The following is a 16,013-nucleotide window of genomic DNA, read 5'->3' as shown; positions in this document are numbered from 1 at the left end:
CCCCCCCCCAGCCACTCGTCCCAGGACTTCTGCCAGTAGCCCCAGCCGTTGTCCCACTCGAACTCGCGGTCGGTACCGGTGGTGTCGAGGATGTCGCCCATGAGCGTGTTGTTGAAGAACCACTGGGCGTCGTCCATCCGCAGGTTGGTGCAACCGTTGGAGGTGTTGGCCGAGCCGATGTTGCCGTTGTAGGACGCCTCGTGCACGAACTCGCCACTGTTGGAGGTGCGCACCGCGTACTGCACGTCCACCAGGTAGGAGCCGGGGTCGTCCTCGGGGATGCCCACGGTCGCGGAGTCCATGGTGAGCTGCTCGTAGCGCTCCATCATGACGTGGGTGCCGGTCGTCGTGGTGTCGAAGCGACGGTTGGCCGCCCCGTTGCTCACCTCGATGACGCGCTCCTCTTCGCCGTCGATCTCGATGATCATCTCGTGGTCCGGCACGTGCATGGTCGCGATCAGCTCACGGCCGATCTCGAAGTCGATCTGGTAGTTCCGCACCCCGAAGACGCCCTCGGACGCCTCGACGCCGGCGAGGTTCAGGTCCACGGTGACGTTCTGGTACGGCTCCCAGTACTCCTCGGGCCGGAAGACCGCCATCTGGTCGGTGACCCAGTTCCAGGCGCCGACGGTCTCCTGCTCGGCGACCACGTTCATGGAGTTCTCGACCTGCGTCTTGTTGGTGACGGGCATGTCGAAGTTGATCACCACGGGCATGCCGACGCCCACGGTGTCACCGGAGCTCGGGAAGTTGGAGACGAGTTCGAGGCGCTGCCCGGCGACGGCCTCCTTGGTGGTGAACTCGGAGGTGAACTCGGTCTCCTCACCGGCGTCGTTCTCGGCGGTGGCGGTCACCACGACCTCGGAGCCGGGGCGCAGGTTCCAGTCGCTGACCCACTCCGTCTCGTCCTCGTTGAGGGTGCCGGTCATGGCGTAGAGGTCGCCCTCGGCGTCCCCCTCGCCCTCAGCTCCGCCATCGCCCTCGGCCGCCGCCTCACCGACCACGACCTGGTCGACTCTGACGTCGGTGATGACTCCCTGCTGGGCGTTGACCCGGATGGGGGTGTTCGGCGCGATCTCCTCGCCACCGGCCTCCGGTGTGATGCTCAGCTCAGCCGGCTCGGCGTCGGCGGGATCGGCGTTGCTCTGCGTCTCGGCGTCACCGGAGGTACAGGCGGTCGCTGCGAGAGCGAGCGCCACCAGACCGATGCCGAACCGCCGCGTCACCGCCGGGTGGGACTTCCCCGTCACGTCTGGACCTCCGTAGCTGAAACTGGAACCGATCTACTGCAATGAGTAAGACGCTCCCGCACGGAAAAGGTTCTGAACTCGTGCGTATCGGTATGGAGCAGTTATCCGAAAGAGGGCGAACTGTCGCACTCGGGAGCGCCGAGAATACACCCAGGGGGTACGGGCGCGGTCCACCGGGGGGCGGGTTCCGGGCTGCCCGGAAGCGCTTCTGCGCTTGCCCTGCCATCATGCCCGACCTAGAATCTGGGTCATCCGATCAGGTTGTTTCTCCGGAGAAACCTACTCGATCGACCAACTTCTTCCGGGGGCACCCGACCCCACGGTGTGACTGGGGGAACCCATGCCTTGGTTCTGGCTCGCCGGAGCGATCCTCCTGGAGGTCTTCGCCACCACCTCCCTGAAGTTCTCCGAGGGGTTCACCAGACTCCTGCCCTCGATCTTCGTGGTGGTCGGCTACCTCGGCGCGTTCTACATGCTCTCGCAGACGCTCCAGCGAGGTATGCCGCTCGGGGTGGCCTACGGGGTGTGGGCAGCCCTGGGCGTGGCCCTCCTCGCCGTCATCGGCGTCCTGTTCCTCGGGGAGTCCCTGACCTGGATCCAGGTGGGCGGCATCGCTCTGGTGATCGCCGGGGTCATGGCCCTGGAGATGGGCGGCCAGCACTGACCGGCAGGATAGTGACGTGAGCACCAAGCAGCCGGAACGGGATCCGGAGAACATCAGTGACGGCCGCCTCCGCAAGGGCGAGCTACGGCGGCGGCTGCTCTTGGACGCCACCATGGAGGTCATCACGCGGGACGGCGTCTCCGCCGTCAGCCAGCGCCGGGTGGCGGCCGAAGCGGGGGTCCCGCCCAGCACCGTCACCTACTACCACGCCTCCGTCGACGACCTCCTGGTCGCCGCCCTCACCAGGGTGAACGACACCTACGTCGCGTACATGGACACCCTCCCCGAGGACCCTGAGCAGGCCCTGCGCGGGTTCGCCGCCCTCATCGCCGAGGGCACCGAACCCGACCGGACCCACGCCCTGGCCGAGATGGAACTCTTCCTGCTCGCCGCCCGGCGCCCCGCGCTCCGCGCACAGACCGACCGCTGGATGTCCGCGGTGGACGCCTTCCTCGTTCCCTACCTCCCCGACCCCGAGATGCGGGCCGGGGTGGCCGCGGCTGCCAACGGCTACTTCCTGTGCTGTTGCACCACCAGCCCCCCGCCGGACGCCGAGGAGGTCCACCGGGTCCTGCGCCGCCTCATCCACGGCTGACCGGGTCACCTCCTCCCCCTGTCACCGCCGTCCCGAACCATGTCCACCAACAACCGCAGCACGAACATGGCCGTGGCGGCCAGCAGCACCCACGCCAGCAGGTTGAGCGCCTTGGTGTGCGTGGCCAGCTCCAGCCAGGACACCCCCTGCGTCTCGGTGACGTTGAACAACCCGACCGACATGAACCCCGTGACCACGGCCAGCACCGTCATGACCGCGCGCCACACCACCGAGCGCAGGAGTCTTCGGTCCTCGGGGTGGGCGAACAGCCGGGCCTGCACGGTGAACCGGCCCTTGTGCAGCTGGTCGGTGATCCGGTCGAGTCTGCGCGGCAGCCGCCGCAGCGTGGGCATCAGGGCGATCAGTTCCGCCGACGCCATCTCGCGCAGGTTCCCGGTGCCCAGCTGCTCGGACATCCGTGCCCCGGCGTACCGCTTGGCCTCGGCCACCGTGTCGAACCCCGGTGACAGGTGCACGAGCGTCCCCTCCAGCGTGGCCAGGGCGCGGAACACCCCGGCCAGTTCCGCGGGCAGCACCAGCCCGAACCGGGTGACCAGCATCAGCAGTTCGGTGAACATCCGCATGCTCGCGGTGGTGCTCCCGTGCAGGTACCGCGCCATGAACTGCCCCAGCGAACGACGCAGCCGCTCCGCGTCGATCTCCCCCGGGTCGTCGACCACGTCCAACAGGGTGTCGGTCAGCAGGACGGCGTCGCCCCGGTCGATGGCCAGCAGCATCATCTGGAGGGCCTCCCGGGTCCGGGCGTCCAGACGCCCCACCGACCCGTAGTCCAACAGCCCCACGCCGCCCCCGTCGAGCACCAGGATGTTGCCCGGATGCGGGTCGGCGTGGAAGATCCCGCTCATCAACACCTGCTCCAACAAGCAGTCCAGCAGGACCCGGGCGATGCGCTCCCCCTCCTCCGCCGAGAGGTCCCCTCCACCCACCTGGGTGCCGTGCAGCCGTTCCATCACCAGCACGCGACGACCGGTGTAGGCCTCGTACACGCGGGGGATGCGCACCTCCGAACCACCCGTGGCGTCCGCGACGGCCGCGATGTTGGCGGCCTCCACCTCGAAGTCGAGTTCCTCCAACAGCGCCCCGGCGAACCCGTCAGCCAGTTCGAGCACCCCGATCGCGGGCCCCCAGTCCGTGTACTCGTCGAAGCGGCGGGCCAGCCTGCGGATGATGTCCAGGTCCCTGCGGACCACCGGAACGATCCCGGGGCGCTGCACCTTCACGACCACCTCCTCACCCCCGTGCAGCCGCGCGGGGTGGGCCTGCGCGACGGAGGCGGCGGCCAGGGGCTCGGGGTCGAACGCGGCGAAGACCTCCTCCAGGGGGCGGCCCAGCTCACCCTCCACGCACTCGCGAATCCGCTCGAAGGGCACCTTGGCCACTTCGCTGTGCAGGCGCCCGAGCTCCTCCACGAACACCGGCGGCAGCAGGTCCCGCCGGGTGGCCAGCACCTGCCCCAGCTTCACGAAGATCACCCCGGCCTCCTCCATGGAGCGGACCAGGGAACGGGCCAGGCGCCGCTGGACCGAGGTGTCGTCGATCCCCTCCCGTCTCCCCAGCACGTAACCGCCCAGCCCGTGCCGGGCCAGGATCCACAGGATGCGCCGGTACCTGCCGAGGCGCCCGAACCAGTTCCTGGCCTCCCGCACCATGGCCACCGGCCGGAACCGGGTGCCCCGGGGCAACAGCAGTTCCAGGCCGACGAAGGCGAGCATGGCGCCCACCGCCATGGCGAAGAGCATGAGCGACACGTACGCGGGCTGGTCCAGGTCGGCCGGTTCGAGGGAGTTCAGCGCCTCGAAGCTGCCGTAGTAGGCCAGGATCGCGCCCACCGAGCCCAGCGGAGCCCCGACCAGCGCCGCCAGGGCCAGACGCGGGAGATTGAACGGCACGTCCATGAGCCGACTGGCCAGCTTGCCCAGGCCCAGCAGGACCAGGACCAGCGCTACCAGCGACACGACCTGGCCGACGACCATGCCGAACACCGAGGTGACGGTCAGCGTTTCCATCAACGTCCTTCAGAGGAGCCGGATGAGAGAGGGGGCTTTCAACACTGCCACCCCGGGCCGCCCGCCAACAGCCTCCGTCTCCAGCCTGTGGACAACCCACGGATCCACGCCACAAGGCCAGCTTCGGCCGCCCTCAACACCCCCAGGATCGCTTGACCTGCCGTAACTCCCGGATTCACCCCTCCAGGCCGGGAACGCAGTCCCACAAAGCGCGACAAAGTCCGCCAGAATCGGAACCGTGGGTGTTCGCGGTGCGACTCACCCAACACCGGGCAAGCAGACGCGTGTGTGAGAGGCAGGACCGTGAAGTTCGAGTTCACCCCCGATCAGGACTCACCCGAACCAGTTGTCGACGTCCCGCACCCCACGGTGCGTATCGCGGCGGCCGCCGAGCAGATGCACACCCGCGCCCGCTTCGATTTCCACCGGCTCAGCACGGCCCTGAACCGGATGCAGTACACCGTCCAGACCACCCAGGCCCCGGAGCCCGACCCGGTCTTGGACCTGGAGGCGAATGAGGGCGTCTTCCGCCCCGAGGCGTTCGGAGGTTGGCGTGGGTAGTTGGGATGTGGACCCCCAACAGGTCGGTGTGGTCCTGACCCAAACCAGCGAGCACATCGGCGAGGAAGGCGGAACCGAGGGCCTACTCGGCCACATGACCCAACTCGAAACCCGCATCACAGCACTGAACACCCACATCAACAGCCCACCCATCGGGATCGCCCTGGGCGAGTTCGCCGAACACCACTTCGGCAAACTCGGCGACATGCTCTCCCTGACCGCCTCCGCCCTGGAAGGCACCAGCGACGCCACCACCTTCTACATGGAAGGCGACCGCGAGATGGCCGCCGAGGCCCAAAGCACCGCCGGCACCATCCCCGAACCCACCCCACCGCCACCCCCCGACGGCGCCACCCTCCTCTAACACCCCTCGCCCCTTGGTCCCCTGTCCCCCGTACAGGGTCTGCCCCACCCCCACCCCTCTCCTTTCCCCTCGCTCGCCTCTCGTTCGGAGTGCCCTCTCGTGATCCTCGGCGACCCCGGAACCACCCCGGCCACCCCCCAAAACCGTCAAGGAACAAAAAGAGAGCCTGATCGACGCCGATGAGGTCATCTACCCCCTGACCTTCCCCGAACCCCCGGTCACACCCGAGTACGTGAACTCCATGGCCTCCGGGCTGCGCACCATCGGCGAATCCATCAGCCAGACCGGCAACAGCATCACCTCGGCCTGGTCCGGACTGACCACCTGCTATTCAGCACCCGAAGCCGAAACCCTGCACGCGGTTCTGGACCCCATCGCCCCCGACGGTGAAGAGGTCTCCGGCGGCCTGGCCGACGCCGCCACCGCATTGGAGACCTTCGCCAGCGAGGTGGAGGGCATCAAGGAACGCTGGTCCAGCCTGCGCTCAGAGGCCTACGACCTACGGGCCCGCATCGCCGCCGAAGGCGAGGACTGGCGCAAGGCCGACGGACGCTGGGACCGCATCATGGGCAACGAAAGCCCCCTGGTGGCCGAGAACCAGGAACTGATCGACAAGGGCGGGCGGATCATCGATGACTACACCGAGATCGAGAACGCCTGCGCCAACGCCATCAACAAGGAGATCCCCCACCGCACCGGCTTCGAGAAGTATCCCGAGGGTGAGGCCGACCTTGATCCGAACGTGTTCTACCACGGCTTCGAGCAGGATCTGACCGAACTGGCCACCGAATGGGGCGTCACCGGCGCCGGGACCGACCACGGGTGGTGGATCGACGCCGGCGCCGCCACATGGGACTTCGGCGTGGGCGCGGTCGAGGGTGTGGGGGCGATGGTGGGCGCCCACTCCTCCCAGGGGTGGTTCCAGCAGTCCTGGGGGGACTCGCTCAAGGAGTACCACTGGGACAACCTGACCTCGGCCGCGTCTTTGGTGGGGTTGTATGACACCGAGACCGGCGAGTTCGGGCGTGCCAGCGCGGACAGTGTCAAGGGTGCGTGGAAGGACCTGGCGCACTCGGTGGTGCCCTGGGAGGAATGGGGCGAACGGCCCGGGTACGTGATCGGGACCGCGCTGCTCAACATCGGCGCGACCGTGGGCGGCGCGGTCCTGACCGCCACGGGTGTGGGCGCGGTGGTGGGCGTGCCGCTGATGGCCTGGCGCGGCATGGCGATCCTGGACGGCATGGGCGGCTCCAACCGCGGCGGCGGGGTGGATTTGCCGAACCTGCCCGAGGTGCCCACCTACGGCGGTAACAGGGCGCCGGTCGTCAACATCGACACCAGCAACATGACCCCGTCCCAGGTCGCTCAGGTCACCGCGTCCCTGGACCGCCTGAACACCGCCACCAGCGATTCCACCTCAGGGGGTAGTGGCCGCCCCGGCCAACCCGGTTCCTCTCCCGAGCCCGAAACCAACAAACCCCGGAAACCCGCCGACAACTCAAACCAGGAACCGACGACCCGGCAGGCGCAGCTGGGCGAGGACGTCTTCGAGAGGGTGATCTCCCCCGAGGACCGGGCCGACCTCACCGCCCGGGGACAGGCCATCGAGCAGGAGTTCGGTGTCAGTCGACGGGACTCCGACACCGAAACTCCCAGCCGAGGCTCAGACAGCGGGTTCGACAACCACCCCGACGCCGCCTCCGTTTCGGACCGGCTGAACAGAGTCAGTGACGAGTGGAGATCCGACGCGCAGCCTGAAAGCCGGGGCAGAGAGCTCGTGGGCGCGGCTGCCAGAGGCAACGACAGCCACTCGGAGCAGTCCAGTAGCAACCACGACCGTTCCGGTGAGCAGAACCTGAACCTGACCAACATCGACGGCGACCGCTCCGGACACCGGTCTACAAGCGACATCGGTTCGAACAACCACAGCAACACCCCACAAGCACGCGACCGCGGGCCCATCGCACGAAACTCCGAAGGCAACCTCACTACCCCCGACCGGAACAGCGACAGCGGCTCCACCAACACCAACCGTTCCGAAGGGGACGGTTCCATCTCCCGCCACGACAACACAGACCAGGGGTCTTTCAGAAGAGACTTCGAGCCGACCCTCAACCGAACCGGTAGTGACGATCTTGGCCCCGACAGAGGAGATTCAGCGGGACCTTCGGATCGCGGAGGCGAACGAGATACCTCTGATGGGAAACCGAGTAGAACGTCGCCCGAGGAATCCGAATTCAACCGCTTCACCAGAGACGACGATGCAAACCAAGATTCGCGAAAGTTCAAGGGAAAGACGCGCGGAGAAGTTTCCAGGGATATCGCCAAGGCGATCGGCCTGACTCCAGACATGCCGCACAAGGAATTCGCCAAGAAGTTCACGGATTTCCTGAACGAAAGGATCAGACAGGGAAGACCGGAGTTCTTCCAGGAATTCTACAACAAGAACGGCAGCAGGTTCAGAATCCAACGAACCATCCTGGGATTTAAAATCCCACAGCTTGGGCGCGTTTCGGATGGATCTCCCTGGATTGCCTTGGACACACTTCCGGACGCGGATCCGCCGAAATATCGGCTCACGGGAGACAGGGAATACTTCTCCGTCGAAGGAAGCAGGAACAGTGCCAATATGGATGACTATGCCCAGAGTCGCAAGGACGCGATCGAGGCAGACCTGAAGGCTGAGAAAGAACTCGCAAACGTTAGGGAAAAGCATCGGGACTATTCCGGTAAGCATCCAGAGGTAATTGAGAGCGAGAAAAAACACGCCCCACTACACAATGACATGACCAAAAAGAGTGAGAGCTACGGAGAAAGAGGGGCCGAGGCGGCTGTCCGAGATTTGTTTGACGGGGAGCACTCGTTTACAGACAAGAACGGACAACCCATTGATCTACCAAAGGTCAAGGATTACTATGGCGACGGGAACGTGCGCCCGTTTGATATCCAGGGCGCCCCAGGGTCAGGGAACTATCAGTTTGATCAGATCTGGCCTCTGGAGGACGGTGGTATCCTGATTGTGGAGGCAAAGAGCAGCCAAACCACAGAGCTCGGAGAAAGGACGATTCCAGACGGCGATGGACTAAGGAAGGTATCTCAGGGATCCGTTGAATACCTAGAGGCCACCCAGGAAGACATGAAGGATCGGGGCTTGAAGAAACCGGTCGGAAATCCAAACGAGCTGCAAATCGCGCGAATGATTGAGAAGGCACGAGCCCAGGGCAAATTGTACTATGCAGAGGTAAAGAACATCACGCCCGAACAGAAACAGAAAGCCCTGGGCGAAGCACCCTCAACTAACGAAAAGCACTCTGGCTATAGCCTTGGCCTCTACGACATTCCGAATCGGAGGGCTGGAAATTGACGTACATGGTTGAGCGCCATGACATCAGCAATCCAAACTACGCGAACTTCATCGATGAGGTTCCCGAGGAGCGGAAGTTCTACGTTCAGTGGCTGATCGATTCACCTTTTGATGCGGGCGGCCCCCTGAATGGTGTCAAATTTCAGACCAAGGTCTGCATTGCCATGGACACGGACGCGGACCGGTTGGAGACTTGGGAGGCCTGGGTCAACTGGATGCAGATGAGCGAGGCTGCGCTGGCGGTTTCGAGTGGTGAACCTGGGAGACAGATCACTCGAATCATCAACGGCGAAGAGCGTGTTCTGACGACCGTAGAAGCCGACTACTTCACCAGCGCCGGAAACTGGTTGACGGCCTTCTTCCTAGCGGTGACGTGCCGCGACAAGACCCGGTACGAATCCCTGTGCGAGATCCCGGTGGATGTGTTGCGCTCGGCGGGCGAGAGCAGAGGTACGACGTACAGTCCACACATTTATCCCTGGATCTCAGCCCTTCAGGCCTTCGTCTTGAATCGCCCCGGCCTCTTCGATCACCTCTCTGAGGCGATGGAGCTGTCAGATCCGGCCCGTCCCGATGGCTTTGGCAATGGCGAGACTCTGAACAAGCTGGTTTTTCCGCCGATGGACACCTTCATGCATCTGGTCCGACGGAACAGCGAAAATTTCAATGAATCTTTGGCCTTGGGCCTGGAGCTCTTCCGGTCATTCCACACCGCGACCCCCGAACGGGCTGAGAAGACTGACGGGGGCGTTCCACTCGGTCTGTTCGCTCTTGCTTGCTGGGGATATGACACCGCCCTGGTCGACCCCAACTTCCGTTTCGACGTGGAGTCCGGATACTTGCCTAAGCACATCCTCGAACGGGACTGGATCGGGGAGTTCCCCATCTAGGTTCGGTTGAAGCTAGGAGCCATTCGAGCCGACCTACCGTCCTCATGGATGCGGGACGTGCAGCAACACCCGCACCTTTGCGTCAATCAGAGGCGTGCAACTGAACTCCCGGATGGCTACGCGAAGGCATCCTCAGGCTGGACGAAGACTGATGCGGGAGGCCCAGGGCCTTCAGCCATCTCGGGAATCTCAAACAACTGAGATCGGAGATCGGTTCGATGGAGCTACAGGTACAGCCGTTCGGCTACAGGAACGAATGACATCCACACCGGCTCAACGCACTCCGAACACGGGAGGGGCCCACGGGCTTCCTCCCCCGTGGGCCCCTCCCCTCAGCTCTGACGGATCGGGATCAGCAGGTCAGCTCCCACGAGCACTCCACCGCTCCGCCATCCGTGGCGCCGCCGCGCAGGGCGACCGTGCCCGACCCCGCCTGGTTACCCACGTACTCGGCCAGCCTGACCACCACGGCGTCCTGCACCCCGGTGGGCGCGCCGCCCGTGTGTTCGTTGTTGACGATGCTGAAGTACAGCTCGGCGCCGTCCGGGCCCTGCACGTAGCCCGACAGGGCGCTCACCCCCGTCATCGTGCCGGTCTTGGCCTGCGCCGCCCCCTCGGCTGCGGTGCCGCGCATCCGGTTGGCCAGCGTGCCCCCGACGAACGGGTCGCTGTCGCCCGCCACCGGCAGCGAGTGGTGCCACTCCTCGTACCAGGCGGCGTCCTTGGCGCTGTCGAGCAGGTCGACGACGGTGTTCGCGGTGACACGGTTACCCCGGGAAAGCCCGGAGCCGTCGGTGAGGACCAGGTCCGAGGTGTCCACGCCCGCCTGCTGTAGCGCGGCCTCCTGGGCGGACAGTCCCGCCTCCCACGAGCCCTCACCCCGGAACTCGCGCCCGAGGGTCTTGGTCAGCATCTCCGTGTGCCCGTTGTTGCTGAACTTCATGAGCGGGACCAGGACCTCGTTCAGCGGCATGGAGGTGTGCTTCCCCACCACCCTGGGCCGGTGCCACTCGGCGGGCACCTCGCCCTGGGCGACCTCGCCCTTCACGGCCACCCCGTTCTCCTCAAGGGCCCGCGCGAACAGGTGCCCGGCCAACCCGGCGGGTTCGTCCACGGTGCGCACGGCCACCACCGGTCCGGCGTTCACCGACAGCGACCCGGTGACACTGATGGTGTTGGTGCCCACCGGACGGCCGACCGTGATGCCGGTGCCCTCCCCGGCGGGGGCGGTGACGGCCTGGTTGTCGAGTTCGACGTAGCCCTCTGCGGCGCCCAGGTCCACGTCGACGGGATCGCCCGCGGAGGCGGCGGTGACGGTCACCTCGGTCACGCCGGTGTCGTAGCGCTCGCCGTGGGCCACCGTGAGCGCGGAGATCTGCGCCGAGTAGGCGTACGCCTCGTCCTCGGGCCACCAGTCGTCCACGAGGCGCTGGTCGTCGAACCACGAGTCGTCGGCGAACACGTCGCCCACGGAGGTCACCCCGGAGGCGGCCACGTCCGAGGCGAGGGAGTCGAGGTCCTCGGCGTTCAGGGTCGGGTCACCGCCGCCGACCAGGTACAGCTCCGGTACGTCACCGCGCCCGGGGCGGCGTTCCACCACGGCCTCGGTGGCGAAGGTGTGCTCGCCTCCCAGCGCCTCCAGCGCGGCGGCGGCCGTGAAGATCTTCATGTTCGAGGCGGGCAGCAGCTGGGTGTCCGCGTCCCGCGAGTAGAGCGTCTGGCCGGAGTCGGCGTCGGTCACCACCACACCGGAGGTCGCGCCCTCCAGCGCGGGGTCCGCGAGGATCGCGTCGAGGTCGGTGCGCAGGTCGTCGGCCCGCTCGGCGGTGTCGGCCCACGACGGCGCGACGGGGGTGAGGGCCACCAGCGGGGCCACGGCCAGTGCGGCCAGCCAACGGCGGGGGGTTGCGGGGGTCATGTGTCTCCTCCGGAAGTACCGATCGGGAGCATGCCAGGAGAACGTAACCGACGCTTTCCGTCCACGCCATGACGCCACCGGCGGTTCGATGGCAAAAGGGGCGTCTCAAATGGGCCCAGACACGTACGGGGCGGGCCGGAGTCCCCGACCCGCCCCGTGTGCGGCACCTAGATGAGTTCGATCGCCTTCGAGTAGTGGCAGGCGTCCCGGTGACCGGTGCCCCGGTCCTTCAGCTCCGGCGGCTCCTCCACGCACCTGGCGCGCTCGGCGTCCGAGAGCTCGTTGGCGAACTTCGGGCAGCGGGTCCGGAACCGGCAGCCCGAGGGCGGGTTGGCCGGGCTCGGGATGTCACCCGTGACGGTGATCCGCTCCCGGGTCCGCTCCTTGACGGGGTCCGGCAGCGGGATCGCCGAGATCAGCGCCTGCGTGTACGGGTGCGCGGGCGCGCTGAACAGCTGGTCCGTGGTGGCCGTCTCCACCATCTTGCCGAGGTACATCACGGCCACGCGGTCGGCGATGTGCTTGACCACCGAGAGGTCGTGCGAAACGAACAGGTAGGACAGCCCCAGCTCGTCCTGGAGGTCCTCCAGCAGGTTGATCACGCCCGCCTGGATGGACACGTCCAGCGCCGAGACCGGTTCGTCGAGCACCAGCACCCTGGGGTTGAGCGACAGCGCCCGGGCCACGCCGATGCGCTGACGCTGGCCTCCGGAGAACTCGTGCGGGTACCGCGAGCCGTGCTCGGGGTTGAGCCCCACGAGTTCGAGGAGTTCGGACACCCGCTTCCGGGCGTCCCGGTGCCCGCTCCCGTGGATGCGCATGGGCTCGGCGATGATGTCCGAGACCGTCATGCGCGGGTCCAGGGACGCGAAGGGGTCCTGGAACACCAGCTGGAGGTCCTTGCGCAGCGGCCGCATCCTGCGGTCGGAGAGGTCCTGGAGCGGCTGACCCATGTAGGAGACCTCGCCCGAGGTGAGCTTGATCAGGTTCAGCAGCAGGCGCGCCGTGGTGGACTTGCCGCAGCCGGACTCACCCACGAGCGCGAGGGTCTCCCTCTCCCGCAGGTCCAGCGAGATCCCGGAGACCGCCTGCACCTCGCCCACCCTGCGCCGCATCAGCCCCTTGGAGCGGATCGGGAAGTGTTTGACCAGGTCGGTGGCGGTGAGCAGGACCTCGGGCTCCGCCTTGGCGGCCACCTCACGGTCGGCCTCCGCACCGAGCTCCCCCAGGTATCCCTCGCGGGCCTCGGCCACGTGGGCCTCCGCCGCCTCCATCTCGGCGACGGACCCCAGCCCCTCGGTGTCCACGGAGGTGGACCGGAAGAGGTCGCTCGCCTCCGCGTCCACGAGTTCCTCGCTGAAGTGGCAGGCGGCGGTGTGCGCGGTCGCCTCGCCCTCCTGCGGCCCGTTCTCGATGAGCAGCAGCCGGGGCTCCTCCTCGTGGCAGCGTTCCCTGGCCATGGGGCAGCGCGGCGCGAACCCGCAGCCCCCGGGCAGGTCCCGCAGCGAGGGCGGGGCCCCGAGGATGGGGGTGAGCCGGTCGCCGCGGTCGCCGTCCAGTCGCGGCAGCGACCCGAGCAGCCCCAGCGCGTAGGGCATGCGCGGCCGGTAGAAGACCTCCTCCACCGACCCCATCTCCACGATCCGGCCCGCGTACATCACGCCCACCCGGTCGACCTGGCCGGCCACCACACCGAGGTCGTGGGTGATGAGCACCAGGGCGGCCCCGGTCTCCTCACGGGCCCTCTGGAGGGCGTCCAGCACCTGCGCCTGGACGGTCACGTCGAGCGCCGTGGTGGGCTCGTCCGCGATGATCACGTCCGGGTCGTTGGCCATCGCGATCGCGATCACCACCCGCTGGCGCATACCGCCGGACAGCTCGTGCGGGTACTGCCTGAGCCGCTGCTCGGGTGACGGGATGCCCACGATCTCCAGGAGCTCCAGCGCCCGCGCCATGGCGACCTTCTTGCCCACCTTCCGGTGGGCGAGCACCGCCTCGGCGATCTGGTAGCCGATCGTGTACACGGGGTTGAGCGAGGTCAGCGGGTCCTGGAAGATCATCGCGATCCTCTGCCCCCGGACCTCGCTGATCTGCTTGTCGTTGAGCCCGATGATCTCCTGGCCCAGCAACCGGGCCGAGCCCTCCACGCGCGCGTTCCTGGGCAGCAGGCCCATGATCGCCATGGAGGTCACGGACTTGCCCGATCCCGACTCCCCCACGATGCCCAGGGCCTCGCCCCGGCGCACCTTGTAGGAGACCTGTCGGACCGCGGGCAGCGGGCCGTCGTCGGAGGGGAAGGTGACGCTGAGATCGCTGACCTCCAGCACCACGTCGTCGGTGTCCGCCACGGCGGTGTGTTCCTTGTTCTCGTACTCAGTCGTCATCGCCGCACCCTGGTCTGTCGTGGGTCGAGGGCGTCCCGGAGGCCGTCACCGATGAAGTTGATCGTCAGACAGATCAGCACCAGCAGCACACCGGGCGGATAGAACAGCCACGGCCGCGTGGACACCGCCGTGCGCGCGCTGCCGATCATCTGGCCGAGCGAGATGTCGGGCAGCTGGATGCCCAGTCCGAGGAAGGACATGCCCGCCTCGGCGAGGATGGCCACCGCCACCAGCAGGGTGGCGGCGACGATGATCGGCCCGGCCGCGTTGGGCAGCAGGTGCCGGAGGATGATCCACGGCGCCGAGGCGCCCGAAGCGCGGGCCGCCTCCACGAACTCCTGTTCCCGCAGGGACAGGACCACGCCGCGCACCACACGCGCGATGGTGGCCCACGAGAAGATCGAGATGATCAGCGCGATCGCGGACCACGAGGTCCCGGCCCCGCTGTTGCCCGCGATGGCCGCGGCGGCCACGAGCAGGGGCACGATCAGGAAGATGTCCACGACGCGCATCATGAACGCGTCCACCCGGCCGCCGTAGTAACCGGCGGTGGCGCCCCACACGGAGCCGACCGCCGTCGACAGCAGTGAGACGGTGAAGGCGACCTTCAACGTCTGCTGGGCGCCGCGCATGAGCTGGCCGAGGACGTCGTGTCCGGCGGCCGAGGTGCCCAGGGGGTGCACTCCGGACGGAGGCTGGTTGCTGGGGATCTCGCGGTAGACCGTGTGGTCCCAGGTCCAGAAGAAGGGTCCGACGAACGCGAACAGGGCGATGATCCCCAGGAGGACCAGGCTGATCATCGCGGGCCGGTGTCGGGTGAACCGGATCAGGATGGTCTGGAGCTGGGTCTGGTCGGCGCTGCTCTTCTTCCGCTTCTTCGCCGGGTCACGGCGCGCGCTCTTCGACATGCCGTTCTCACTCATAGCGAATCCTCGGGTCCAGCACGGCGTACAGCAGGTCGGCGACAAGGTTGGCCAGGATGACGATGGTGCCGCTGAGCAGCAGCCACCCCATCAGCGCGAAGGAGTCGTTGTTGTCCACCGCGGTGATGAAGAAGTCGCCCAGACCGCGCCACTGGAAGACCACCTCGGTGAGGATGGCCCCGTCGATGACGCCCGCGACGCCGATCGCCACCACGGTGGTCAGCGGGATGAGCGCGGTGCGCAGCGCGTGACGCCTGATGACCGTGTGGTTGCGCAGGCCCTTGGCCCGGGCCAGCCGGACGTAGTCGCTGTTCATCACCTCCAGCATCGAGGTGCGCTGGTAGCGGCTCCACGACGCGAAGCTGATCAGCATGAGCACGATCGTGGGCAGCGCCATGTGCGCGAAGGCGTTGAGGAACTGGTCCCACAACGGCGCACCCTCGGCTCTGAAACGCCCGTCGCCGATGGTGGCGAAGACCTGGTCGCCCACCAACTGGTTGAACTTGACCCCCGCCGCCTGCATGATGCCCGCGAACCAGAAGGTCGGCAGCGCCAGGGCGAGGAAGCCGACGAAGGTGAGGGTGTAGTCGAGTTTGGAGTACTGGCGCAGGGCACTGACCACACCGGTGATGATCGCCAGGCCGAGGGCGAAGATCATGGCCGCGCCCACCAGGCGCAGCGTGGTCCACAGGCGTTCGGCGATGGCCGCGCCGATGTCGTAGTGGGGGCCCTGGGTGGAGGGGCCGAACTCCCCCTGGAGCAGTCCGATGTCGCCGTTTCCGCCGATTCCGGTCACCCACAGCCAGTACCGCTCCGGCATGGAGCGGTCGAGGTAGAGCCGCTCCTCCGCCTGTTGCAGGACTTCCTCTGTGGGCGGTGGCTGGGCCATCCGGATGTCGGCGAGCGGGTCACCGGTGACGTCGATCATCACGAAGGTGAGGATGGATGCGAGGACCAGGACGGGTAGCGCGCCCAGGATGCGCCGCATCGTGTAAACGAGCATGGGAGTGATCCTTCAGGGGTGGACGAGGACCGGTCCGGCCCCGGGAGGGTGTCCCGGGGGCGGACCTGGG

Annotated in this window: 12 protein-coding genes; 6 read left to right on the top strand and 6 right to left on the bottom strand. The window is 66.9% G+C overall.

Annotation, left to right across the window (positions count from 1 at the left end; translation table 11 throughout):
- Positions 1-1,250, bottom strand: a 1,250-nt coding sequence (locus D452_RS0112480; protein WP_017544485.1) for a L,D-transpeptidase, incomplete at its 3' end; no start/stop codon positions are given.
- 340 nt (positions 1,251-1,590) lie between these two features.
- On the opposite strand from D452_RS0112480, the gene D452_RS0112475 reads away from it, so the two are divergent.
- Together D452_RS0112475 and D452_RS28215 are read left to right on the top strand one after the other, a co-directional pair.
- A complete protein-coding gene (locus D452_RS0112475; RefSeq protein WP_017544484.1) occupies positions 1,591-1,914 on the top strand; it encodes a DMT family transporter in 324 nt (107 codons plus the stop codon).
- A gap of 16 nt (positions 1,915-1,930) precedes the next feature.
- Positions 1,931-2,509 (top strand): TetR/AcrR family transcriptional regulator, encoded by a 579-nt coding sequence (locus D452_RS28215; protein ID WP_017544483.1) that lies wholly within the window; start codon positions 1,931-1,933, stop codon positions 2,507-2,509.
- 5 nt (positions 2,510-2,514) lie between these two features.
- Here D452_RS28215 and D452_RS0112465 read toward each other — a convergent pair whose 3' ends face one another.
- Entirely contained in the window at positions 2,515-4,536 is a 2,022-nt protein-coding gene (locus D452_RS0112465) for an ABC1 kinase family protein (protein WP_017544482.1), read from the bottom strand.
- Between the two features lie 303 nt (positions 4,537-4,839).
- Here D452_RS0112465 and D452_RS0112460 point away from each other — a divergent pair, with 303 nt between their 5' ends.
- The 4 genes from D452_RS0112460 to D452_RS0112445 all read left to right on the top strand — a co-directional run bounded on the left by D452_RS0112460 (position 4,840) and on the right by D452_RS0112445 (position 9,715).
- Entirely contained in the window at positions 4,840-5,097 is a 258-nt protein-coding gene (locus D452_RS0112460) for a hypothetical protein (protein WP_017544481.1), read from the top strand.
- Positions 5,090-5,461 carry a DUF6507 family protein gene (locus D452_RS0112455; RefSeq protein ID WP_026129233.1) on the top strand — a complete coding sequence of 124 codons (372 nt, stop codon included), beginning with the start codon at positions 5,090-5,092 and terminating at the stop codon, positions 5,459-5,461. The genes D452_RS0112460 and D452_RS0112455 overlap by 8 nt, the downstream gene beginning before the upstream one ends.
- A gap of 232 nt (positions 5,462-5,693) precedes the next feature.
- Positions 5,694-8,825, top strand: a complete 3,132-nt coding sequence (locus D452_RS29245) for a hypothetical protein (RefSeq protein WP_152498580.1) — start codon at positions 5,694-5,696, stop codon at positions 8,823-8,825.
- 5 nt (positions 8,826-8,830) lie between these two features.
- A complete protein-coding gene (locus tag D452_RS0112445; RefSeq protein ID WP_017544478.1) occupies positions 8,831-9,715 on the top strand; it encodes an immunity 49 family protein in 885 nt (294 codons plus the stop codon).
- Between the two features lie 352 nt (positions 9,716-10,067).
- On the opposite strand, the gene dacB is transcribed toward D452_RS0112445, so the two are convergent.
- From dacB to D452_RS0112425, 4 genes are all read right to left on the bottom strand, one after another.
- Positions 10,068-11,633 (bottom strand): D-alanyl-D-alanine carboxypeptidase/D-alanyl-D-alanine endopeptidase, encoded by a 1,566-nt coding sequence (gene dacB, locus D452_RS0112440; protein ID WP_017544477.1) that lies wholly within the window; start codon positions 11,631-11,633, stop codon positions 10,068-10,070.
- A 167-nt stretch (positions 11,634-11,800) separates the two neighbouring features.
- A complete protein-coding gene (locus D452_RS0112435; protein WP_017544476.1) occupies positions 11,801-14,017 on the bottom strand; it encodes an ABC transporter ATP-binding protein in 2,217 nt (738 codons plus the stop codon).
- The gene (locus D452_RS0112430; protein ID WP_017544475.1) at positions 14,014-14,940 is read right to left on the bottom strand and encodes an ABC transporter permease; all 927 of its coding nucleotides are present in this window, start codon (positions 14,938-14,940) and stop codon (positions 14,014-14,016) included. Before D452_RS0112430 ends, D452_RS0112435 begins: the two co-directional genes overlap by 4 nt.
- Positions 14,933-15,943 carry an ABC transporter permease gene (locus D452_RS0112425; protein ID WP_017544474.1) on the bottom strand — a complete coding sequence of 337 codons (1,011 nt, stop codon included), beginning with the start codon at positions 15,941-15,943 and terminating at the stop codon, positions 14,933-14,935. Before D452_RS0112425 ends, D452_RS0112430 begins: the two co-directional genes overlap by 8 nt.
- Between the last annotated feature and the right edge of the window lie 70 nt (positions 15,944-16,013).

Origin of the sequence: Nocardiopsis prasina DSM 43845 (assembly GCF_000341265.1) — a bacterium.
Lineage (GTDB): Bacteria > Actinomycetota > Actinomycetes > Streptosporangiales > Streptosporangiaceae > Nocardiopsis > Nocardiopsis prasina.
This window is presented reverse-complemented; position numbering and strand designations above follow the sequence as displayed.